At 70.8% G+C, this 21,430-nt stretch carries 22 protein-coding genes and 1 other RNA gene; 5 read left to right on the top strand and 18 right to left on the bottom strand.

The genetic code is table 11. From position 1 onward, the window contains the following. Positions 1-21: 21 nt before the first annotated feature. From EV193_RS00130 to EV193_RS00200, 15 genes are all read right to left on the bottom strand, one after another. The gene (locus EV193_RS00130) at positions 22-219 is read right to left on the bottom strand and encodes a hypothetical protein (protein WP_130341877.1); all 198 of its coding nucleotides are present in this window, start codon (positions 217-219) and stop codon (positions 22-24) included. A gap of 49 nt (positions 220-268) precedes the next feature. After that, positions 269-721 carry a hypothetical protein gene (locus EV193_RS00135; RefSeq protein ID WP_242613059.1) on the bottom strand — a complete coding sequence of 151 codons (453 nt, stop codon included), beginning with the start codon at positions 719-721 and terminating at the stop codon, positions 269-271. Positions 722-734: 13 nt separating this feature from the next. Beyond that, positions 735-1,742 (bottom strand): C40 family peptidase, encoded by a 1,008-nt coding sequence (locus EV193_RS00140; RefSeq protein ID WP_130341878.1) that lies wholly within the window; start codon positions 1,740-1,742, stop codon positions 735-737. Between the two features lies 1 nt (position 1,743). Next, positions 1,744-2,361, bottom strand: a complete 618-nt coding sequence (locus EV193_RS00145) for a hypothetical protein (RefSeq protein WP_130341879.1) — start codon at positions 2,359-2,361, stop codon at positions 1,744-1,746. A gap of 11 nt (positions 2,362-2,372) precedes the next feature. Beyond that, positions 2,373-4,427: a magnesium transporter gene (locus EV193_RS00150; protein WP_130341880.1), complete on the bottom strand. Its 2,055-nt coding sequence runs from the start codon at positions 4,425-4,427 to the stop codon at positions 2,373-2,375. Further along, a complete protein-coding gene (locus EV193_RS00155) occupies positions 4,424-7,279 on the bottom strand; it encodes an ATP-binding protein (RefSeq protein WP_130341881.1) in 2,856 nt (951 codons plus the stop codon). The genes EV193_RS00150 and EV193_RS00155 overlap by 4 nt, the downstream gene beginning before the upstream one ends. A gap of 142 nt (positions 7,280-7,421) precedes the next feature. Continuing rightward, positions 7,422-7,871, bottom strand: coding sequence for a hypothetical protein (locus EV193_RS00160; protein ID WP_130341882.1), 450 nt, complete (start codon positions 7,869-7,871; stop codon positions 7,422-7,424). A 21-nt stretch (positions 7,872-7,892) separates the two neighbouring features. Next, positions 7,893-8,177, bottom strand: coding sequence for a hypothetical protein (locus EV193_RS00165; protein ID WP_130341883.1), 285 nt, complete (start codon positions 8,175-8,177; stop codon positions 7,893-7,895). 447 nt (positions 8,178-8,624) lie between these two features. Then, an RNA gene (gene rnpB / locus EV193_RS00170) (RNase P RNA component class A) lies at positions 8,625-9,002 on the bottom strand. Positions 9,003-9,020: 18 nt separating this feature from the next. Beyond that, the gene (locus EV193_RS00175; protein WP_130342809.1) at positions 9,021-10,139 is read right to left on the bottom strand and encodes a bifunctional RNase H/acid phosphatase; all 1,119 of its coding nucleotides are present in this window, start codon (positions 10,137-10,139) and stop codon (positions 9,021-9,023) included. Positions 10,140-10,141: 2 nt separating this feature from the next. Further along, positions 10,142-10,879, bottom strand: coding sequence for a zinc ribbon domain-containing protein (locus tag EV193_RS00180; protein WP_130341884.1), 738 nt, complete (start codon positions 10,877-10,879; stop codon positions 10,142-10,144). After that, positions 10,876-11,727, bottom strand: a complete 852-nt coding sequence (locus EV193_RS00185; protein ID WP_130341885.1) for a Nif3-like dinuclear metal center hexameric protein — start codon at positions 11,725-11,727, stop codon at positions 10,876-10,878. The genes EV193_RS00180 and EV193_RS00185 overlap by 4 nt, the downstream gene beginning before the upstream one ends. 16 nt (positions 11,728-11,743) lie before the next feature. Then, positions 11,744-12,511: a VOC family protein gene (locus EV193_RS00190; RefSeq protein ID WP_130341886.1), complete on the bottom strand. Its 768-nt coding sequence runs from the start codon at positions 12,509-12,511 to the stop codon at positions 11,744-11,746. A 32-nt stretch (positions 12,512-12,543) separates the two neighbouring features. Next, positions 12,544-13,590 carry an Rv2231c family histidinol phosphate aminotransferase CobC gene (cobC, locus tag EV193_RS00195; protein WP_130341887.1) on the bottom strand — a complete coding sequence of 349 codons (1,047 nt, stop codon included), beginning with the start codon at positions 13,588-13,590 and terminating at the stop codon, positions 12,544-12,546. Next, positions 13,590-14,186, bottom strand: coding sequence for a superoxide dismutase family protein (locus EV193_RS00200; RefSeq protein ID WP_130341888.1), 597 nt, complete (start codon positions 14,184-14,186; stop codon positions 13,590-13,592). The genes cobC and EV193_RS00200 overlap by 1 nt, the downstream gene beginning before the upstream one ends. Positions 14,187-14,262: 76 nt before the next feature. Between EV193_RS00200 and EV193_RS00205 the strand changes: the two genes are divergently transcribed. From EV193_RS00205 to EV193_RS00215, 3 genes are all read left to right on the top strand, one after another. Next, the gene (locus EV193_RS00205; RefSeq protein ID WP_130342810.1) at positions 14,263-14,739 is read left to right on the top strand and encodes a low molecular weight protein-tyrosine-phosphatase; all 477 of its coding nucleotides are present in this window, start codon (positions 14,263-14,265) and stop codon (positions 14,737-14,739) included. Further along, a complete protein-coding gene (locus tag EV193_RS00210; RefSeq protein ID WP_130341889.1) occupies positions 14,736-15,602 on the top strand; it encodes a fructosamine kinase family protein in 867 nt (288 codons plus the stop codon). The genes EV193_RS00205 and EV193_RS00210 overlap by 4 nt, the downstream gene beginning before the upstream one ends. Before the next feature lie 190 nt (positions 15,603-15,792). After that, positions 15,793-16,611 carry an SURF1 family cytochrome oxidase biogenesis protein gene (locus EV193_RS00215; RefSeq protein WP_130341890.1) on the top strand — a complete coding sequence of 273 codons (819 nt, stop codon included), beginning with the start codon at positions 15,793-15,795 and terminating at the stop codon, positions 16,609-16,611. Here EV193_RS00215 and EV193_RS00220 read toward each other — a convergent pair whose 3' ends face one another. Continuing rightward, positions 16,612-18,906: a patatin-like phospholipase domain-containing protein gene (locus EV193_RS00220; RefSeq protein WP_242613060.1), complete on the bottom strand. Its 2,295-nt coding sequence runs from the start codon at positions 18,904-18,906 to the stop codon at positions 16,612-16,614. A 69-nt stretch (positions 18,907-18,975) separates the two neighbouring features. After that, entirely contained in the window at positions 18,976-19,368 is a 393-nt protein-coding gene (locus tag EV193_RS00225; protein WP_130341891.1) for a nuclear transport factor 2 family protein, read from the bottom strand. Between the two features lie 84 nt (positions 19,369-19,452). Here EV193_RS00225 and EV193_RS00230 point away from each other — a divergent pair, with 84 nt between their 5' ends. Then, positions 19,453-19,893 carry a MarR family winged helix-turn-helix transcriptional regulator gene (locus EV193_RS00230; protein ID WP_130341892.1) on the top strand — a complete coding sequence of 147 codons (441 nt, stop codon included), beginning with the start codon at positions 19,453-19,455 and terminating at the stop codon, positions 19,891-19,893. Then, a complete protein-coding gene (locus tag EV193_RS00235; protein ID WP_130341893.1) occupies positions 19,890-20,279 on the top strand; it encodes a hypothetical protein in 390 nt (129 codons plus the stop codon). The genes EV193_RS00230 and EV193_RS00235 overlap by 4 nt, the downstream gene beginning before the upstream one ends. A 150-nt stretch (positions 20,280-20,429) precedes the next feature. Here EV193_RS00235 and EV193_RS00240 read toward each other — a convergent pair whose 3' ends face one another. Beyond that, complete coding sequence (locus tag EV193_RS00240) at positions 20,430-21,383, bottom strand: cobalamin biosynthesis protein (RefSeq protein ID WP_130341894.1); 954 nt, start codon at positions 21,381-21,383, stop codon at positions 20,430-20,432. Positions 21,384-21,430: the final 47 nt, after the last annotated feature.

Raw genomic sequence — 21,430 nt, forward strand, 5'->3', positions numbered from 1 at the left:
ACACAGTGGCACCCTAGCCGCTCAGCCTTCCTCCCACTCGCGATCGGCCTTGTCGGCGGCTTCGGTGCGTTCGCGGGCGATCTCCAGGGCGCGGGACGCGGTCGCCTCGTCGGGGTAGGGCCCCAGCCGGTCGGCCGCGCGGCAGATGTCGCCGTGCTCGACCGTGTTGTGCTTCATGCAGAAGTACCAGCCGGGATCGGGATTGCCATCTTCAGTCACATATCGAGCCTCAGTCACGCACCGAGCCTCGCATGCGTGCGCACGCATGTCATCTGCTGAACTGGCCCGGCACCCCCGCCGCCTGGTTGCCCTGCTTCGGAATCGGGTCGAGGCAGGAGACGAGCACCTCGGTGTGCTCGGGGTCTTCAATCCTGCGGCCGGCGCGGTCGCGGTAGACCAGTTCGCCGTCGGTGTCGATCTCGACGATGCAGCCCACCTCGGCTAACTGCTCCTCGTCCAGGTCGACCAGCCGCTCGTAGCGCGACGGCACCACCCGGTACACCGGCCAGGACAGGTGCGCGAACGCCTGATGGAACTCGGCCAGCAGCTGTGTCATCTGGTTCTGCCACGGCAACGGCATGCCGTCGGCCAGCGACTTCGGCAGCACCACATAGTCCGGCGTGGTGCCGGGGTGCTCGCCGGCCAGATAGTCCGCGATCGGGCGGCTCGACGTCGGCGGGCCACCCGGCCGCGGGATCGGACTCTGGTTGAACATGTTCATGGGCGACTCCTTCTCACACTCCCGGTCGAACGGCCTGGGCGACCAGCTCGCTCTCGTCGAACTTGACCGGCCGGATGTGCACCGGAACGCCGGTCTGCTGCGCCTCCACGATCTTGCCGTCACCGAGGTACATCGCGACGTGATGAATGGTCGCCGGGTTGCTCTGGTCGTAGGCCCAGAACAGCAGGTCACCCGGCTGCGCCTGGCGCACCGGCAGCATCGCGCCGGCCTTGAACTGCTCGCGCGAGGTCCTCGGCAGCGCGATGCCCGAGGAGCGGTAGGCCTGCACCATCAGGCTGGAGCAGTCGTAGGAGTCCTGCTGGTTGGTCGGCGCGCCCCACACGTACGGCTTGCCCTGCTGGCCGAGTGCCCACTGCATCGCGCCCCCCGCGGCCCTGGTCGGCGCCGGCAGCAGGTTCCCGACACCCTCACCGCAGCCGGTCGGGTCGGCGATCTGGCCGATGTTGCCGATCAGGTGCGAGGCCATCGACTCCCACCGGTGATACCGGTCGGGGAAGGCCGAACGCTCGACATCCTGCGCGGACTCGCCGGGACGCTGCTGCTCCCAGCCGGAGACGGTCTGCAGCACGTTGTAGAACTTGTTGACCTGGTACACCGGGTCGGTGACCTCGGCGACGCTGCCCCAGCCCATCGAGGGCCGCATCTGGAAGATGCCCAGCGAGTCGCGGTCGCCGTAGTTGAGGTTGCGCAGGCCGGACTCGGTCATGCCGGCCTGGATCGCGACCTGCCAGGCGCGCGGCGGGAGCTGGCGCTGCTTGCCGACGTCGATGATCAGCTGGACGATGCGGCGCTGGTCGGTGTTGAGGTTGGCCGCCGCACCCGCGCCGCCCTCAGCCGACGTCGTGGTCGCCGGTCCGACCGCGGCGTTGCAGCTCATGTTCTCCACGTTCGCCGCGTCCGCCTCCTGATCGTTGGTGATCACGGTGGAGATCGCGCCGGTGGTCAACACGAGAGCGAAGAATGCCGCCACCACGACGCCGACGATGACCGCGGTGCGCATCTCAGGACACCTTGTCGTAGTGCCCGACGCGCCATCCCTGGGGCGTCTTGATCAGGTCGATGGCGATCACGCCGCCGTCGGTGGGCTGTTCGAGGCGCATCTCGGTGGTGTAGGACGACTTCACCACGGCCGGCCCGGTGAGCGCCGTCGCCGGCACGTTGGCCGGCTCCACCTTGGACATCGGACCGAGCTGTTCCTCCAGCATGTAGGGCCGCAGCGCGGCCACCCACTGCGCGTTGGTGATGCCCTGCGGGTGCGTCACCCAGGCCTGCGCCCACTTGGTGGCGATCTCCAGCGCCTGCGGGTCGGTCGGGGCGGTGACGAGCTGCGGCTGCGGTGGCGGGAGCCGGGTGGGCAGCGGGCTGGTCGCCCCGGGGGTGGTCGCCCCCGGCTGGGTGCCCTGCGCCTGGGTCGACGACGGCTGTCCGGCACCGGTCGGCGTGCCGGCGGCCGGCTGGTTGCTCCCGGAGTCGAGCAGCTTCGGCAGCATGATCCCGATCGCGGTGACGATCACGGCCAGCAGGAAGACCGTGATCACCAGGTGCCTCGGTGAACGCATCGGCCAGCCCCAGAGACGGCGGTACACGGCCGCTCTGCCTCGGTTCGTGCGGATCGGCATCTCCCCTCCCCTCAGCGGATCACGGCGTCGGTGTCACGGGGGCCATCGCGCAAGTCCATGCGGCGCTGCGCCGTGCGGTCGCGCACCTCGAGCCCTCGGGACGGTCGGTAGACCACGTGGACCGGGCGGCCGGCGACCACCTCGCTGTCGGCCGGCCTCGGCGGCGGCTGCGCGGGTGACGGCTCCATGTACTCGCGGCGTGATCCGCCGTCGCGGCGCGGCGGCGTGATGTGCGACGCGACCACGACCGCGTCCTCACCGCGGTCCCAGCCCCGGTCGGCGACCGGCACGGTGTCGGTCACGCGACTGGCCGTGGCGCGCACGATCCCTCCGTGTGAAACCCGATCGCCGGGGCCGAGCGCCGGGTTCAGGTCGGGTCGCGCGCCGATCCCCGCGGCACCTCCGGCCGGCGGCAACGCGCCCGCCGGTGTCCGGACGGCGAGGCCGGGCCCGCCCGGGTAACCGCCCAGGTTCTGCCGGGTGTCGAGGCGCTCGGCGGTCGCGGCGACCGGGTGCGACGCCTCCGGCCGCGGGCGCCTGACCTGCGGCCTCGGCGCGGTCCCGTCCGCTTCGCCGTCGCGCACGTGCTCCCAGAACTCGTCCTGCGGCGTGGGCTCGTTGCCCTTCTTCTTCCGGAACCGCGAGAACAACCCGCCGCTCGCCGGCATGCTCGCGCCCGTCGCGGAGACCGACATCTCCAGCATCTGCCACATGCGCCGCATCGGCTTCCCGACGAAGAAGAAGATCAGCGTCACCAACCCGGCGAGCAGCATCTGGGTCAGCAGTGAAAGCTGCGACGTCGGCGAGAAAATCAGCTGCAGGAACTTGAAGTGAATTCCGGCGAGGACAGCGAGTACGAGCACGTTCAGGATTACCGCACCGGCAGCTCTCCCTACTCGCCGCAGGACGTCATGGTGGAGCATGGCCAGCAGGCCGAGTACCGGAGCCGCGAGCGTCAGCACCCGCAGAAGCACTTGCGCCAGTAGAACCGCAAGCTTGGCGAGCAGTTGGAAGAGTGCATAGACGAAGCTCTGCAGCATCGCCAGCAGGCCGGAGCCGGTCCGGCTCCCATCGGTACCTTTGAAATACCCGGTCGCCGGCCCCAGTTGGGTCGCTATCTGCTTGTACTCGGCCTTCTTCGCGTCCATTTTTGCCTGGTCGGCGTCACGACCGGTGATGACATCGTCGCGCGTCCACGCTTGCGCGTCCAGCAACCGGCGGCCGAATTCGACCGCCTTCGCGTCATCCGGCTTGCCGAACTCGCCCCGCAACCAGTTGTCATAGACGACACGATTGTGCAGGTCGGCCGGCAGAACATGCTGCGGGAACCTCGGGCTTGCCGGATCGACGAACCCACCTTGGATCGCATTCGTTGTGTCAACGATGAAATTGTCGATACGTGTGTAGTTGTTGACGAGAAGCATTGTCGAAGCCGCGAGCCACATGCCCCCCAGGGCAAACAGCGTCCGCTTACTAATCGTGGCCAGGTCACCGCGCCAGATGTGCCTGAACAGCAGAATGGCCAGAATCAGCATCACCAGGCCGAACATCTGCATGTACACGTTGTCGAAAACCGCGCTCGCAACTTGGCCGATCTGATGGTTGAGACCGCCTAGAACGCCGCCGTCAAGAAGTGTGTAATGTAGCGAGTTCGTCGCACCGACAACGTTCTTCCCTATATTGAAGAGCTCGTTGCCCGCCCAGGTGTCAATAGTCGCGTTCGGATCGGTGACACTCTTCGACAACACACAGTTGTCGTCGTAGACATTCCACACCATTCCGGCGTAGCCGTAAATGAGGTAGGGACTGTCTTTCTCGCCGTTGCCGATGGCCGGGTCGAGGGCGCCGACCATGCCGGAGCCGGGGCGTTCGGGGTTGGGAGCGGTGCCGCATTCCTGGGCGAGTGCCGGAGTGGCTCCGATGAAGGTGTGCAGGCCGATGATCGCGATGACGGCAAGCAGCGACCTGAACCGTGGGGAACGGTTCGTGCGCGCAGGGTCACGTCTCCTCCGCCGCCGCGCCCGGTAAAGGAGCGCGGCGGCGACCACCACCAGCACCGTGATCATGCGGCGTCTTCCCTGCCACGGCCGCGCTTGTCCTTGCCGTCCGAGTCGCCGCCGGTCCGCTCGGCCGGCGGCTGTTCGGCGATCTGCTCCTCGGTCAGCCCGAGCTCCATGTCGGCGGCCAGCTCGAAGTCCGCCTCGGCCTCGGGGTCATCGGGCGGCTCCGGCACGACCGGCGCGGTCTGCTCGGTGCCACCAGCGGTCGCCCTCTCGGTGTCGCCCCCGCTGTCGCGCATCGCGTCCGGCGTGGTGTCCATGACCGTGCGCAGGTGATCGAGGTGCGGGCCGGAGAAGTCGACCCTGATCCGCTCCACCCCGCCGGCACCGTCACCGAACACGAACTGGCGCGGTGCGAGGTCCCGCTCGACCCCGCCGCGCTGCACGCCCGGCCGCCGGCCCAACGACGCGACCACCTGCTCGTAGCCGACCCCCACCGGTACCTTCAGCAGCCGCAGCGCGTCCGCCTGCGCCGGCTCGTCGTCCAGCCGCCCGACGAACACCGAGTCCAACAGTGAGACGAACCCCTGGATGCGCAGGAAGTCCGCGGGAATCTGAGACGACAGCAGCACCCGGACGTTCCACTTTCGGGAGTCACGAGCGAACCGGTTCATCAGCACCCGGCCGGTCGGCACCTCGGACAGGAAGAACGCCTCGTCGATCCACACGCCCTTGCGCACGTCCTTGGGCCGCTCGTAGATCGACCGCTGGGTGAGCCACGCGGCCAGGTTGAGCATCTCCACGCCCAGCGCCTCGGCGTCGGTCCAGTGCTCCCGGCCCGCGTCCTTGGGCAGCGTCAGACCCGCCATGGTGAGCACGGTCAGCCGGTCGTCGCGCGCCTCGTCGTACGGGTCGGCGTCGTGCTCGGGGATCAGCAGCGACATCCGCTCGCGCATCTCGTCGAGGAAGTCGGCGACGATCGTGGCGTGCTCGTGGTGCTCGGAGGCGTCGCGGCGCAGCGCCTCGAACACCATGCCCGGGTTCGCGTCCACCCGACCGCCGACGGTCCGCACCGCGCGCAGCAGCACGATCCTGGTCTGCGGCAGGCGCGCCACCTCGTAGGGCAGCAGGCCGGACAGCACGTCCAGCACGAGCCGCCGGCGGGTGGCCGCCGCCATGGCCTTCTCCCGCCGCCACGCCCGCTCCGGGTCGTCCTCGTCCAGGAAGTGCTCGAGCAGCGGCTCGGCCACCACGCGGTACGGGTTCAGGATGCCCGGCTGGGCGTTGAGCAGGTTGATCGGCCGCGCGTACGGCCGCAGTTCGGGCAGGTCGCACAGCCGGGACAGCGGGCCGGACGGGTCGAGCACGGTCCAGTGCGCGCCGGCGCGCAGCGTCTTGTACACGATGCCGCCGCCGAGGAACGACTTGCCGCCACCCAGGCCCGCCACCATCGCGGTGAGGCCGGACGAGTCGCGGATCTCCTGCGCCATCCACGGGTCCCAGGCCACCGGCCGGCGGGTCGCCGTGACGGTCTCGCCGAGCAGGATGCCGCGCCGGTCGCCCACCTCGGCGGTGGCGGTCGGCACCGAGGCGGCCGCCCACACGACCGAGCCGCGCCGCAGGTACGCGCCGTTGGACAGCGGTTCGCCCGGGATGAACTCGCGGGCCAGCGAGTACTGCGCCTCCGGATGCTCGATCGCGATCTTGGGCTTGTACAGGTCGAGCAGCTGCTGGGCCAGACGCAGCGCGTCCTTCTCGGTCGGGCCGGACACCGCGAGCCGCCACCAGGAGCGCACCCTGGTGGCCAGCGCGGTGAAGCCGGAGGTCATCTCGTCGTCGATCTCCAGCACCCGGGACGCCTGGCGGGCCAGTGACTGGGGCGGCTCCAGCTCGTGCTCGTCGGTGTAGTGGCGCACCTGCGAGCGGACCTTGTTCATCTGCCGCTGCAGCTCGCCCTGCACCTCCTCCGGCCGGCGCACGTAGATGCGGGCGGACCACTCCACCGCGGCGGGCAGCCGGTCGGCCCGCTGCACCCACGGGTCATCGATCTCGGGGATCTGCAGGCCGTGCATCTGCCCGACGGTGAGCACCGCGACGTGCCGGGAGACGCCGGCGTTGGAGCCGGTGCGCCCGCGCACGGTGACCGTCGGCGAGTACGGCTCGGAGTGGAAGTCGGCCGCGTCGGTGAAGCTGGCCAGGTCCTCCGGCTCCCAGGCGGCACCGGGCACGGCCGGCAGGTTGCGCGGCGCCGGCAGCCCGAGCGAGCAGGAGCGGTGCATCAGCCAGGACATCTCCTCGGCCGTGACCGGACGCCCGTCCAGGCCGGCGGAGCCGATCACCTGGTCGAGGTGCTCCACCTCGCTCTCCAGCGCGACCAGCTCAGCGTCCACGGCGTCCGGGAACACCCTGCGCAGCACCGGGGCGACCCGCTCGACCGCGCGGTCCATCACGTTGCGGACCTGCACCTGGACGCCGAGGTAGACCTCCTTCTCGGCCATCGAGCGGCCCATCAGCTGCTGCTGTTCGCCGATCAGGTAGTCGTCGAAGCTCAGCGCGCCCTGGCTGTCCGGCAGCCGGTTCACCGCGTTGTGCACGTGCGCCTCGGCCCACATCCGGATCGGATACGGGCGGGTGGTGACGCGCAGGTGCAGCCAGCGGCCGTGCAGTTCGGCGTACTGGCCGGCGATGGCGGCGATCAGGTCCTGCCGCTGCGAGTCCGACCGGAACGACCAGCGCTGCGGCGCGAGCCTGTACCAGGCGTACACCTCGGCGCCGGTGCGCAGCAGGTGTCCGTCGATGCTGCGCGCCTCGATCGACGGCGTGTAGCTCGGGATGGCGGCCTCACCGGGTAGCCGCTGGCCGCGCTTGCGGGCGCGCTTGGCCTTCGGCGGCTTGCCCCGCGGTGGAGGCGGCGGCATGGGCGGCCGACCCTGGGGTACCGGGGGCCGGGGTACGAGTTCACCGCGGGAACCACCGGGAGGGCCCGCCGGGTGAGCCGGCTGCCCGGTGCCTGGCTGGGCACCGGGCGGACCTTGCGCGAACGGGTCGAGCTGTTCGCGCTTACGTCGGCGGCCGAACACCGGCGACCTCCCTGGTTGGTGCGTGTCGATGCTGTGTCGCGCGCCGGGATCGGCGCCGGTCGGTGGAGCGCGGCAGTTCTGATCTCACCCGGATGCGGGCCGCGCTGACCGCTCCTCCGGTGCCGCTCGGGGTTTCGCGGGGTGCGCTGAGCTCCCGCGCCCACATGGTCATCACGGGCCCGAGCGGCCGCTCGTGGCTGATCCGCGCACAGATGATCCGGGTGAGCACGATCGCGATGACCAGTGCCCACGCGGTGCTGAAGAAGCCGAAGCTGACGCCGAGCTGCCGCTCGACGGTGAGTACGACGAGGAACATCACGGCGCCGACGCCCCATGCCACATAGCGGGCTCGCCACGGGAAGGTGGCCTTGGGTGGGCCGAGCCATACCGCGTCGACGCGGTACACGTCGTCGTCAGTGCGTATCCGCACGCGTGATCACCGGGCCCTGGGTCAGGTGAACAGCCCGGCGATCCAGGCGCCGATGTTCTTTCCTGCGTTCGTGGTCACAGCGAGGCCGATGATCGCGAGCGCGACGATCACGCCGCCGAGCCGGCGCATGACCCCGGCGTTGTCACCCTTCCCGCCGCCGAGCCAGAGCAGCAGCAGGGCGACCACGAGAAGCAGGAGCGGAATCAGGTTGTCCAGGATCCAGCTCTGCAGACCGCCGGTGGACACCTCAGTTCCTGGCTGAGGTGGCGGCTGCTGCGCCAGGGTCTGGAGGATCAACGAGGTCATCTCGTACTCCCAAGTGCGGGCAACGACGGAGCGTTTCGGGGCGCTGCCGCGCGGCCGGTCTGTGCTGTGCCTATCGAGTAGAACATGACTGGTTCACGAGGTGTAGTGGTAACGGTGCGTTCCGTTGATCGTCAAGGAGCCCTCCCACGCGCGTTGTGCGACATCTGACCACACACATCATCGTGCGTCGGACCCTGGTCATGCGTTATGACCACCCGATCTGCGCATTAGCCAACCGGTTTCATCACGCACGTCCAGCCGTCGTTCACCGTAGGTGTGACAAGTCACGTTGGGAAGGCTGATGGTTGCGCGGAAGAACTTAACCCGATCGGCGGAACGTGTGACCGAGCGGCCCCACTCCACCGTCGCCTGACGTAGTCTCGAACACATGTTCGACAACATACTTCGCGACCGACATGATCGCCAGGCTGGCCATCGCCGAGAGGGCGGACGAGCCGGCCGTAAGCCGGATTCTGTCTCAGGCGACCATCCATCTTGGCCCGCCGTCGCCGACGGGCTCGTGCGGCCTACCCGCAGACTCGGGCGGGCCGCCCTCGATCGCCTGCGCAGGAGCCGCGTGCGGCTCCCTCTTGGCCTTGCTCCGGGTGGGGTTTACCGAGCCACCCCGGTCACCCGGGGTGCTGGTGGTCTCTTACACCACCGTTTCACCCTTACCTGGCTTGCACCAGGCGGTCTGTTCTCTGTGGCACTGTCCCGCGGGTCGCCCCGGGTTGCCGTTAACAACCACCCTGCCCTGCGGAGTCCGGACTTTCCTCAATCGCCAGCGCCAACGGCACTGCCCACTGCGGTCGCCCTGCCGACTCGTCCGCTTGGTGAGTCTAACTACAGGTGGGAGATGTCGTTGACCAGGCGCACGGACGCGTTGCCGTCCGGATAGAACTCCACGATCGACAGCGAAGCGAGGTCCAGGTGCAGTCGGAACAGCAGCGAGGGCCCGACGTCCAGGCCCATCCGCAGCAGCGACTTGATCGGCGTCACGTGGCTGACCACGACCAGCGTGCGGCCGCCGTAGCGGGCGATCAGCTCGTCGCGCGCCTTGCGCACCCTGCGGTGCACCGCGTCGAAGCTCTCCCCGTCCGGCGGCGGCACCGACGGGTCGGCGAGCCATCTGCGGTGCGTCTCCGGGTCACGCTCGGCCGCCTCGGCGAACGTGAGCCCCTCCCACGTGCCGAAGTCGGTCTCGATCAGCGCCTCGTGGAGCTCGATCGTGCCGCCGGTGGCCTCGGCGAGCGCGCCGGCCGTGTCCTGGGCGCGGCTCAGCGGCGAGCTGACGATCGGTGTGGACGCGTCCACGCCGTCCATGGCGGCGATCCGCCGGGCGGCGGCCGCGGCTTGGCCCCGCCCATGATCGGTGAGCCGCACGTCGTCGCGGCCGGAGTAGCGGCGCTGCACCGACATCGGGGTCTGGCCGTGCCGCAGCAGGAGGATCTTGGTCGGCTCGCCGCGCGCGCCGGTCCAACTGGTCGGCCTCGCCCTGTCCGTGGTGCCGGGCTGAGACGCCGGTGGGGGCTCAGCCGCGCGTGCTTTTCCCTTGGGCGGCACCCCGGCCTGCGCGTCCATCGCCTCGTTGGCGAGCCGGTCGGCGTGCGCGTTCTCGGCACGCGGGATCCACGAATACGAGATCCGCTCGAACGAGCGGGCCAGTCGCTGCGCCTGGAGCGCCAGCGGCTGCATGGCCGGGTGCTTGACCTTCCAGCGTCCGCACATCTGCTCGACGACGAGCTTGGAGTCCATCCGCACGTCGACCTCGGTGGCGCCCAGGTCCCGCGCCTCGGTCAGTCCGGCGATCAGGCCCTGGTACTCGGCGACGTTGTTGGTGGCGATACCGATGCCCTCGGCGGCCTCGGCCAGCACCGCTCCACTGCCGGCGTCGAACACCACCGCGCCGTAGCCGGCCGGACCGGGGTTACCGCGCGACCCGCCGTCCGCCTCGATCCTCACCTTCACAGGCCGGACTCTCCCGTCCGCACCAGGATCACGCCGCACTCCTCGCAGTACACGACCTGGTCGGCGGCGGTCTCCTTGATCGTGGCGATCGCGTTGCGGTTGATCTCCATCCGGCACGCGCCGCACTGCCGGGCGCGCAGCAGGGCGGCACCCGTTCCCCGGTTCTTCCGAATCCGCTCGTACTCGCCGAGCAACTGCTCGGTGATCACGCCGGTGAGATCGGCGCGCTCGGCCGTCCGGCGCGCGTACGTGGTCTCCAGGTCGGCCATCGCCTCGTCGCGGCGCTTGGTGGCGTCGGCAAGGGTCTGCTCGGCCTTGTCCAGCTCGACCTCGGCGTGCTTGCCGTCCAGCTCGACGGCCTCGCGCCGCTCCATCAGCTCGAGCAGGTCGTCCTCCAGAGCGGACTGGCGGCGCTGCAGGGTGGCCAGCTCGTGCTCCAGGTCGGTCAACTGCTTGGCGGGCAGCGTGCCGGCGTCGAGCAGCGCCTTGTCCTTGTCCTCGCGTGCGCGGACGGCGTCGATCTCCCGCTCCTGGCGCTTCACCTCGCGGTCCAGATCGGTGAGCGTGGTCTGCGCGGCCACCTGGGCGTCCCGCCGGGCCTGCACGGCCTTGGTCGCCTCATCGATCTCCGCGAGCTCGGGCAGGGTGCGCCTGCGGTGCTCGACGCGGGCCAGTGCGGTGTCGACCTCGGCCAGCTCGAGCAGGCGACGCTGGGCGGCGGGATCGGCTTTCACTCGTTCTCATCCTCCGGTCTGCTCGCGGCTGCCCGCACGGTCCAGGGGTCGGTGCGTCGGCGCGACACGTGAACACCGACCGTACCCCCGAGTGCGGTACGCAGGACGCTCGCCGCCTGCTCGCACCACGGCCACTCGCTCGCCCAGTGCGCGACGTCCACGAGCGCGGGCGCGGCGACACCACCGGAGACACCGCCGGCCAGGTGCTCGCTCGCCGGATGGTGTCGCAGGTCGGCGGTGACGTAGGCGTCCACACCGGCGCGCACGGCGTTGTCGAGGTAGGAGTCGCCGGCGCCGCCGGACACCGCGACCGTCCTGATCGGACGGTTGGGGTCACCGGCGCCGCGCACCCCGCCCTCGGTCACCGGCAACGCGTCGGCGACCCGGCGCAGGAACGACGCGAACGGCTCCGGCTCGGGCAGCTCGCAGATCCGTCCGATGCCGGTGCGGCCGTCCTCGTTCGGCACGAGCGGCGAGATGACGGTGAGCCCGAGTGCTGCCGCCAGCGCGTCGGACACACCGGGCGAGGCCGAGTCGGCGTTGGTGTGCGCGCAGAACAACGCGGCACCAGCGCGCACCAGTCGGTGCACCAGCGAACCCTTGACGGTGTTCGCCGGCACACCGTGCACGCCACGCAACAGCAAGGGGTGATGCGCCACGATCAGTTGTGCGCCAAGGGAAAGTGCCTCGTCCACTGTGGACTCGACGGGATCGACGCAGACCAGGATGTCGTTGACGGTGTCTCCCGGATCGCCGCACACGAGCCCGACCGCGTCCCAGGACTCGGCGAGCTCGGGTGGGTAGGCCGTCTCGAGGACGTCGATCACATCGGCAACGCTGGTGGGCACCCGGCTCAGCGTAGTTTCACCACTCCGTGGTCCTCGTGCCGACCGTGAACGGGGTGCCGAAGGGGTCGGTGATCTGCGACTGGCGCACGTAGACCGTGTCCTCGGGATCGGTCGCGGTTCCGCCGGCCGCTCGGGCGCGCGCCACGGTCTCGTCGGTGTCGGCGACCTCGAACAGCGTCTCCCACCGGGACGAGGGAGCCTCCGGGTTGCCCATGATCCCGCCGATCTCGTTGCCGGCTGGCAGGCGAAGGAACGTGAAGTCGAACTCCGGCATGTCAGGGTTGGCGTCCAGCGTGTAGTCGAAGACGGTGGCGTAAAACTCGCGTGCCGGTCCGGGATTCGGCGTGACGAGGTCGTTGCGCACGAGCGCGTTCGGCTCGTTCACGATCTCGCAGCCGAGGTGCGCGCGCCCCTGCCACAGGCCGAACTGCGCGCCGGTCGGATCCTTGGCGATTGCCATCCGGCCCTGGTCCATGATGTCCATGGGCTCGATCACCAGGGTGCCGCCCGCGTCGACCACACGCTTGGCCGTGGCGTCACAGTCGTCGGCGGCGACGTACATGTTCCACCAGGTCCCCTCGCCCGGCTCGGCGTTCTGCGAGATCGCGGCCGCCCGCTTCCCGTTGTGCCGGCACATCGTGTACGAGCCGTACTCCGCCGGGCCCTTCTCGAACTCCCAGCCGAACAGCGCACCGTAGAACTCCAGCGCGCGATCGATGTCCGGGACACCGAGGTCGATCCAGGTCGGGGTGCCGTTCGGCTGGTTCTCGGTGACGTAGCTCATCGCGCTCTCCCGCGGTCGAAGGTGCGGCGAGACTAACCGCCGTGTCCGACATTCTCGACCGCTCGCAGAGCCGCGACCAGCCGCTCCACTTCCCGCGGCGGCCGCACCGCCACCCGAATGTGATCGGGCCCGAGGCCAGGGAACGTGTCACCTCGCCGAACGGCGATCCCCTTGTGCCGCAACGACTTCCGCACCAGCTCGCCGTCGCCGGGCACCCGCAGCAGCAGGTACGGCGCACTGGCCGGCAGGTGCACCTCGAGACCGTCGATCGCACTCAACGCCTCGACCATGGCGTCCCGGTGCCGCCCGCACTCCCGGACCAGCGCGGCCGACTCCGCGAGCGCGGGCGGCTCGCAGCAGGCCGTCACCGCTTCCAGCACCAGCGTCCCGATCGGCCATGCCGGCCGGCGCGCGGCCAGCGCCCGCAGCAGCGACGCGTCACCGAGCGCGTAGCCGGCGCGCAGCCCGGCGAGCGCCCAGGTCTTGGTGAGGCTGCGGATCACCAGCAGCCCGGGCACGTCCCGCGCGCCGGCCAGCGATTCCGACTCCCCCGGCACCGCGTCCATGAACGCCTCGTCCACCACGAGCACCCGCCCCGGCCGGGCCAGCGCGCGGACGGTCTCGGCGGGATGCAGCACCGACGTGGGGTTGGTCGGGTTGCCCAGCACCACCATGTCGGCGGCATCGGGCACCACCGACGGCTCCAGCGCATAGCCGTCCACAGTGGACACCCGGTGCACCGGGATTCCGTTGTCCCGCAACGAAACCTCGGGCTCGGTGAACGACGGGTGCACAACCGCCGCCAGTTTCGGGCGCAGCGTCGGCAGCAGCGCGAACCCCTCCGACGCGCCGGCGAGCACCAGCACCTCGTCCGCCGGCCGACCGTGCCGCGCGGCCGCCGTGGCGCGCGCCACCTCGTCCTCGTGCGCGGACGGGTAGCGGCCAAGCCGGTCGAGCGCGCGCACCAGCCGCTCCCGCAGCCAGTCCGGCGGGCGCGTACCGAGCACGTTCACCGCGAAGTCGAGCAGTCCCGGCTCGGCATCCACGTCGCCGTGGTGGCGCAGAAGGGCATCGTCCATCAAGAGGTGAGCGTAAGGCAGGCGACTCTGCCACCGGCCGTGCCGGCTTTGCCCACCTCGGTGTGCGTGTGCGTCTCGTGGATCACGATCGAACCCGGCCGACGGTCGGTCAGCTGCCAGTCCACGGTGGACTTCACAGTGGCCTTGCCGGACGCGTCGGTGCCGAAGTCGAGCCAGATCTCGTTGCGCGGGTTGGCGTAGGCCGGGTCCACCGACGGCGTCACCGGGTCCGCCTTGAACTGGAAGTGCGGGCCGGCGTCGTCGCCCTTCGCGCCGCACGGCTTCACGTGCGCGTGCGCGCCGTATTGCCGGTTGGGCAGCAAGCCGGTGACCGACAGGTCGGTGACCACTCCGGTGGCCGACGCCGTCATGGTGGCCTCACCGCTGGCCTGGGCCGGGGCAAGCCCGGGAATGTAGCCGACGGCCTTCGCCCCGGGGGTGAAGGGAGCTAAGGTTCCGCCGGCCTTGGCGGTGAATCCGCCGGCGGGCGCGCTGGTCGGGGACGGCGGTGGCGACTGGGCCTGATCGTCACCGCATCCGGCGAGCAGAGCGGCGAGCGCGGCAGTGGCGATCAGAACTGCTGAGGTCCGCTGCATACCTGCTTCATACCGGATCGTCGCCGTGGTCACCCATCCGCCGTTGGTCGGGAGGTCACTCTAAGCTGACCGGGTGTTGCACATCTGCTTCGTCTGCACCGGGAACATCTGCCGGTCCCCCATGGCCGCGCTGGTGTTCACCGAGCATCTGCGGCGCGCCGACCTGGCCGACAAGGTGCGGGTGTCCAGCGCCGGGATCGGGCCGTGGCATGCCGGGCAGCCGGCCGACCGGCGCGCGGCGAAGACGCTGGCCGACCACGGCTACCCGACCGAGCACCGGGCGGCACAGGTGGACGAGGACCACCTGTCCGCGGATCTGCTGCTGGCCATGGACTCCGGCCACGATGAGGCGCTGCGCGACCTGCTCGACCACCAGGGCGGCGACGTCGAGCGGGTGCGGATGTTCCGGTCGTTCGACCCGGCGGCGGGCAAGGACCTGAACGTGCCCGACCCGTACTACGGCCACCGCGACGGGTTCGCCGAGGTGATGGAGATGATCGAGGCGGCGTGCCCGGCACTGCTCACCTGGGTGCGCGAGCGCGTCACGCCATGAGCCGGATCGCGCAGGCACGCACGGCGGCGGCCCAGCTGACCGGCCTCGCCACCGACGGCGCCCAGGCGATCGGCGGCCACGTGATCGAGGTGGACCTGGCCTGCGGCGGCACCGTCGTGGCCAAGCGGCACGACGAGCCGAGCGCGGTGCTCGCCGAGGTGGCGTCGCTGGAGTGGCTGGCCGAGCCGGACGGCCCGCCGGTGCCACAGGTGCGCGGGCACGACCACGAGTGGTTGATCATGGACCAGGTGGAGCCCGGCCGGTCCAGCGCGCCGGCCGCGGAGGACCTCGGACGCCGCCTCGCCGCACTGCACGCGACGGGCGCGCCCACGTTCGGCGCTGCTCCACCCGGCGGGCCGGTCGACGCGTGGATCGGCCTCGCGCCGATGCGCAACGACACCGGCGAGGACTGGCCGGCGTGGTTCGCCGAGCACCGGATCGCGCCGTACGTGCGGTCCGCCGTGGACGCCGGGTCGCTCGAGGCCGACGACGCGGCCGTGCTCGACGAGGTGTGCGCGAAGCTGGATTCCCTTGCCGGGCAACGGGAATCGCCGAGCCGCCTGCACGGCGACCTGTGGAACGGGAACGTGCTGTGGGCGGCGGACGGCCGCGCCTGGCTGATCGACCCCGCGGCGCACGGCGGGCACCGGGAGTCGGATCTGGCGATGCTGGCGCTGTTCGGGTGCGCGCACCTGGACCGGGTGCTCGCCGCCTACGACGAGGCGGTGCCGCTGGCCGACGGGTGGCGCGAACGGGTGCCGCTGCACCAGTTGTTCCCGCTGCTGGTGCACACCGTGTTGTTCGGCGGGGGCTACGCGAGATCGGCCGTCGCGGCGGCCAGGGCAGCCCTGCGGGTGGCGTGACCTGGCCCGCGGCTCAGGCCGTGTCCCACGGATCCATGGTCGCGGTCTCCGCGCCGAGGCGGCCCCTGGCCGCGTTGTCGGACAAGGCGAGTACAGCCCAGTACGAGCCTTGCCCTCCGCCTTGCCAGGAACCACCTCGATCACGAAGCCCATCGACCGAGATCCATCGGACACGGCCTACGGTGGTGTCGTGCGGTTGAAGTCGTTGCTGCGGCCAGGGTGGCTGGCGTTGACGCTGGTGGTGCTGCTGTTCGCCATCGCGTGCTACACCCTGCTCGCGCCGTGGCAGTTCCGCCGGCACGACGAGCGCAAGGTCAGCAACGACGCGCTGACCAGCTCGATGACCGCCGATCCTGTCGCGCTCGCCCCCGGGCTGCCGGAGTGGAAGCGGGTGCGCGTCACCGGCGAGTACCTGCCGGCCGCACAGGCCGTCGCGCGACTGCGCACGGTGGACGGCGTGGCGGCGTTCGAGGTGCTCACCCCGTTCCGGACGACCGACGGCACGCTGGTGCTGATCGACCGAGGCTTCCTGCGCCCGGCCGAGGGCGTGCACGTGCCGCGGTTCGCCGGGCCGCCGGCCGGGCAGGTCGAGCTGACCGGACGGGTGCGCCCGGACGAGACCGATCCACAGGGGCGCGACGCCTTCTCCGACGCGACCACCGACGGACACCGGCAGGTGCACGCGGTGGACTCACGCACGGTCGGCCGCGCGACGAGCCTGCACATCCGGCCCGGGTACCTGCAGTTGGAGAGCGGCTCGCCGGGCGTGCTCGGACCGATGCCGCTGCCGCAGTTGGACGCTGGGCCTTTCCTGTCCTACGCGCTGCAGTGGCTCGCGTTCGGCACGATGGCGTTGCTCGCGTGGCTGTACTTCACCTGGCGGGAGATCCGGCCCGGTGGAGTTCTGGCGGAACAGAACCAGACGCAGAGCCGCAGGCGGTCGGTGGCCGAACTGGTCGCCGAAGACGAGGCGGCCGAGAAGGAAGCCGAGTCGCACCAGCGAGCGTGATCATTCCGGCGCGGTCAACCGCAATACCGGATCGATCGGCGAGGTCCCGTCGAAGTTCTCCGACAACGTGGTCGTGGCCATGTCGCCGAGACCGTCGAACACGCCGATGATCTCCGCCGCGTGCGGATCCCCCGCGGGCCACGCACCGGGAGCCGACCGGAACCAGTCCGACAGTTCCTCGGGCACCTGGTAGTTCTCCGCCAGATGCCGGTAGAGCGGGGCGCGCGCGTCGGCCTGGCGCGCCAACTGCCCGTACTCCCGCATGGCGATCCGCATTCGGATCCACCGGTACCGGTCGGTCTGGGTGAAGGTGTCCGCCTCGCCGTCGGCGCCGATCGAGGTGAACCGCTCCCGCAGTTGGGTGCCGGCCTCGTGCCCGCGCAGCGCGAGCCGGGCGATCGTGTCCGGCGTCATGAACAGGTTGGTGCCGCCCTCGCCCGGCTTCTGCCGCACGTTCGCGATCCGTCCGCGAAAACCGGGCAGCGCGGCCTGCATGGTGTCGCGCCAGCCGAGAAAGGTGTTCAGGATCGCGCCGACGAACCCACCCATACCGCCGCCGACGTCGTCCCATGGGTGCGCCGACGGCGTCGCGTCCTGTTTCGGCAGCAGCACGTCCAGCCGGGGGCCGTCGGGCGGGTACGGCTGCAGGTTCAGTCCGAACGTCGGCCAGCGCGGCAGCAGCGTGTCGAAGAAGTGGATCGGGAAGTTGCTGGTGATCCCGCCGTCGGAGAACCAGTGCACCTTTCCGTTGCGGCACAACGGAACCGCGCAAATCAGCCCGGGCAGCGCGAGGCTCATCCTGGTGGCGAGCAGGACCGGCATCTCCCACGGCTGCGGCAACCGGTGCAGCGTCTGGTCGGGATGCGTGGGACAGGTGAACGCGGTCGTGCCGCCGGTAGATGCTCCGATCATCTGGTCGATAATCCGGTCCGGCACGAGGTTGCGCAGGCATTCCCGGCACAGCTGCCACTGCTCGTCCTCGCCGTCCGCGGTGAGGAACGGCAGCCGGTAGGGCCGCCCGCCGGACAGGTCGGTGGTCATCAGCGCGAGGTTGATCACGCGCTCGCCGGACGGGCAGTCGCCGTCAAGCGCTACCGCGCCCTCCTGCGGGGTCGGCCCGCACCACAGGTCGCCGAACGTGAGCGCCCTGGTGTGCCGGCCGTTCTCGTCGCGGGGCAGGCCGGCGAGGTCGTCGATCACGTCGGCCAGCCAGATCGACAACGGCGGCACGCCGGTCGAGGTCGCCATGCCGGCGAGCCGGTCGACCCAGGTCGCCTGGTACGGCTCGGCGCCGGGGATCAGCCCGAACCGGAACCGCCGCCCGTCGGCCAGCATCGGCCAGGTCGCCTTGCCGTAGACCGCCGCGTACACCGCGACGGCGAGGAACGTGAACGCGAGCCACCACAGCGCGCCGGCCGCGGCGGACACGACCCAGGCGTACGCCGACGCCTCGTGCCCGTCGCCGCCGGACCACCAGAACATGCCGGCCAGCGCGCCGACGAGCGGGAAGCACAGTGCCGCCGTGGCTCTGGGCAGCAGCCGCGCGGAGATCCGCAGCGTCCACACGGTGGCCACCACGGCGAACGCGATCACGGCCGCGCCGAGCCCGATCCGCAGGCCCGCGTCGAGACTGTCCCACACTCCGGTGGGCATCAGAAACCGTTGCTGCACAAGGGGTCCGACCAGCCACGCGAGGAACAGCACGAGCAGCGCGACGTTGGCCAGCGGGGTCACCGCGGCCAGCAGCGCGGCCACGATCGAGGCGAGCTTGCCGCGCCCGGTTGCCGCCTTGTCCTGCATCGAGGCGGTCACCACGCGGTAGGCCCTGCTCTGCGCGGCCGACGGCTGGAACAACTGCGCCAGCCGCCAGCGCGAGCCGTCGCCGTCCGCGGACAGCCACTCGACGACGCTGGCCAGCCCGCTGAACCCGGGCCGGACCGCTCCCTCCGGCAGGTTCTCCGGCTCCTCGACGAACCGCCCGAACTCGGCGGCGGCGGTGACCGAGGCCGCGATGGCGCCGGCCGACGCGCCGCCGACCGATCGGAACACGTACCGCTCGGCCAGCGCGCACACGGCCAGCGGGTAGATCACGCCGCTGGTCGTGCCGCCGCGCATGGTCAGATCGCAGGAGGTGTTCGCGTACAGCCGGTAGGTCTCCGGCGCCTCGGCCGAGCGGCGGTCCGCCTCATTCGGTGGCAGGCGCACCCAGTCGTGCGTGAAACCCTTGCGATACTTGGAATCCTCGGTCAGCCGCAGCCCTCTGAGCGCGGCATGCGGATCCTGTTCCCCAGTCATGGCGACCTCCCCATTGGCGCTGTTCGACACTAGTGGGTGATCGACCGGGTAGTCACCAGGGGTTACACGTTAAGTACCGAAACGCCACCTTGGCTGGACCTCGAGACGGCTCAACTTCCACCCTGACCCCGTTCGGGTGGTTTCGAACCGGTACCGGCCACCGGTCAGCTGAGGCTTGTCGCCGTCGTCGAACACGGCGATCACGTTGGCGCGCACCACCGCGCGATCGCCGTCGAGGTCGATCACCGGGTTGGTGATCAGGTGGTGCGTCTGGACGTTCGGCGGGTGAGCGGCGCTGGCCAGTGCCGCCACTTCCGCGACACCACGGGCATCCCCGTTCGGGGTCGACGCGGTGATGTCGGCGGTCACCAGCGTCGGGTCGTCGAACTCCTTGTCGTCCAGCCACCGTCCGAGCCGGTTCACCAGATCGGACAGCTCCACACGGTCGGCGAGGTCGTTCATCCGCGCACTCCATTCGTTGGTTATACCAATATTGGTGATTCCAACGATAATCGAAGAGCCCGCCAAACCGCTACCCTCGATTCCATGCATCGCGGCGACGGCGTGGCCCGACTCAGGAACGCGCCGACGTGGTTGATCAAGATGGCGGCGGAGCGCGCGGGCAGGCTGCTCGCCGACGGCTTCGCCGCGGCCGACTCTCGCGGCTACCACTACCTGCTGCTCGCCGCGCTGGACGAGCACGGGCCGTCCAGCCAGGCCGAACTCGGGCGCCGGTGCGGCATCGACCGCAGTGACGTGGTCGCGGCGATCAACGAGATGGCGGCCGCGAACCTGGTGGAGCGCCGGCCGGACGAGAACGACCGGCGGCGCAACGTGATCACCCTGACCCGCGCGGGTTCGCGGCACCTCAAGCGACTCGACGACGTGGTCGGCGGAATCCAGGACGCCGTACTGGAGCCGCTGTCGGACCGGGAGCGTCAGCAACTGCTGCGCCTGCTGGCCAAGCTGGTCGATCACGGCGGATGACCGGCGACTGTCTGATCAAGCGGCAGGTCGGCGGTGTCGGCCACTTCGCCCACGTGCACGTGCGCCGGGAACGGACGTCCGGCGCGGCTCGGGTGGTGTGGTCGGTCGCGCCGGACGATCGGGCGTCGGCCCAGCCCGGCTCCGACCCGGCCGAGGTGGACGCCGCACTGGCCGGCGCGTCCGAGATGGTGAACCTGTTGCGGGACAACGGTTTCACCGTCGACGGGCACACGGTTCACCTGGCTCGGGTGATCATCAGCCTGGTGGACACCGAGCCGACAGCCGTGCGCGCCTCGGCCGCGATGGCCACGGCGATCGCGTACGGCGCCGGTGACCTGTTCGAGGTCCGCCACGACGGCGGGTGGCGCGTGACACCGGCGTCCTGAGCGCGGAACTCACCGATGCAGAACGCGGAACTCGCGGGTGCAGGGCGCGGGACTCACGGGTGCGGGGCGCGGGACTCGCGGGGTGCAGGGCGCGGAACTCACCGATGCACAGCGCGGGACTCGCCGATGCAGGGCGCGGGACTCGCGAGGTCAGGGGCGGGTGCGCCTGCGGCGGCCGAAGATCAGCGCGAGGACGGCGGACAGCACTCCGGCCAGTCCGCCGACGAGCCGGGACAGCTCGACCGCCCTGGTCACGTGGCCGGCGTCCGGGCTGCGGCCGGTGCCGAGGACCGGGCGCTCCTCAACGCCGTGCGCGTACACGGTGCGCCCGCCGAGCCGAGTCTCCAGCGCGCCGGCGAACGCCGCCTCCACCCGTCCCGCGTTCGGACTCGGGTGCGCCGCCGCGTCGCGCCGCCACGCGTGCCACGCCTCGCGGGCCGAGCCGCCGACCACCGGCGCGCTGCCCACGGTGAGCCCCGCGGTGATCCGCGCCGGCACCAGGTTCGCCAGGTCGTCGGCGCGCGCGGCGGCCCAGCCGAACCGTCGGTAGCGCGGCGAGCGGTGGCCGATCATCGCGTCCAGGGTGTTCACCGCGCGGTAGCCGAGCAGCCCGGGCACACCGGCGACGGCGCCCCAGAACAGCGGTGCCACCACGGCGTCGGAGGTGTTCTCCGCGACCGACTCGACGGTCGCGCGGGCCAGCCCCGTGGCGTCCAGCGTGGCCGGATCGCGCCCGCACAGGTGCGGCAGCCGCTCGCGGGCCGCGCCCAGGTCACCCGCGTCCAACTCGGCGCCGATCGCGGCGCCCTCCTCGGCCAGCGACGAGCCGCCGAGCACCACCCAGGTGGCCGCGGCCGTGGTCGCCGTGCGCAGCAGCGGGCGCCCGTGGCCCGCGCGCTCGGCGGCCACTCCGAGCAGCACGGTGCCGCCGGTGAGCAGCGCCGCGTGCACCGCGCCCTGGAGCTTGCCGTCCCGGTAGGTGACCGCCTCGAGGCGCGACGACGCGGCACCGAACCCGGCCACCGGATGACGACGTTTCGGATCCCCCAGGAACACGTCGGCAGCGACGCCGACCAGCAGACCGATCGCCCGCGCGACTGTCAAAACCCGACCTCCCCGCCTGCCAACACCCCTGGCGAGCACCGTATCTC

This window comes from Herbihabitans rhizosphaerae (genome assembly GCF_004216555.1).
In the GTDB taxonomy this organism is placed as follows: domain Bacteria; phylum Actinomycetota; class Actinomycetes; order Mycobacteriales; family Pseudonocardiaceae; genus Herbihabitans; species Herbihabitans rhizosphaerae.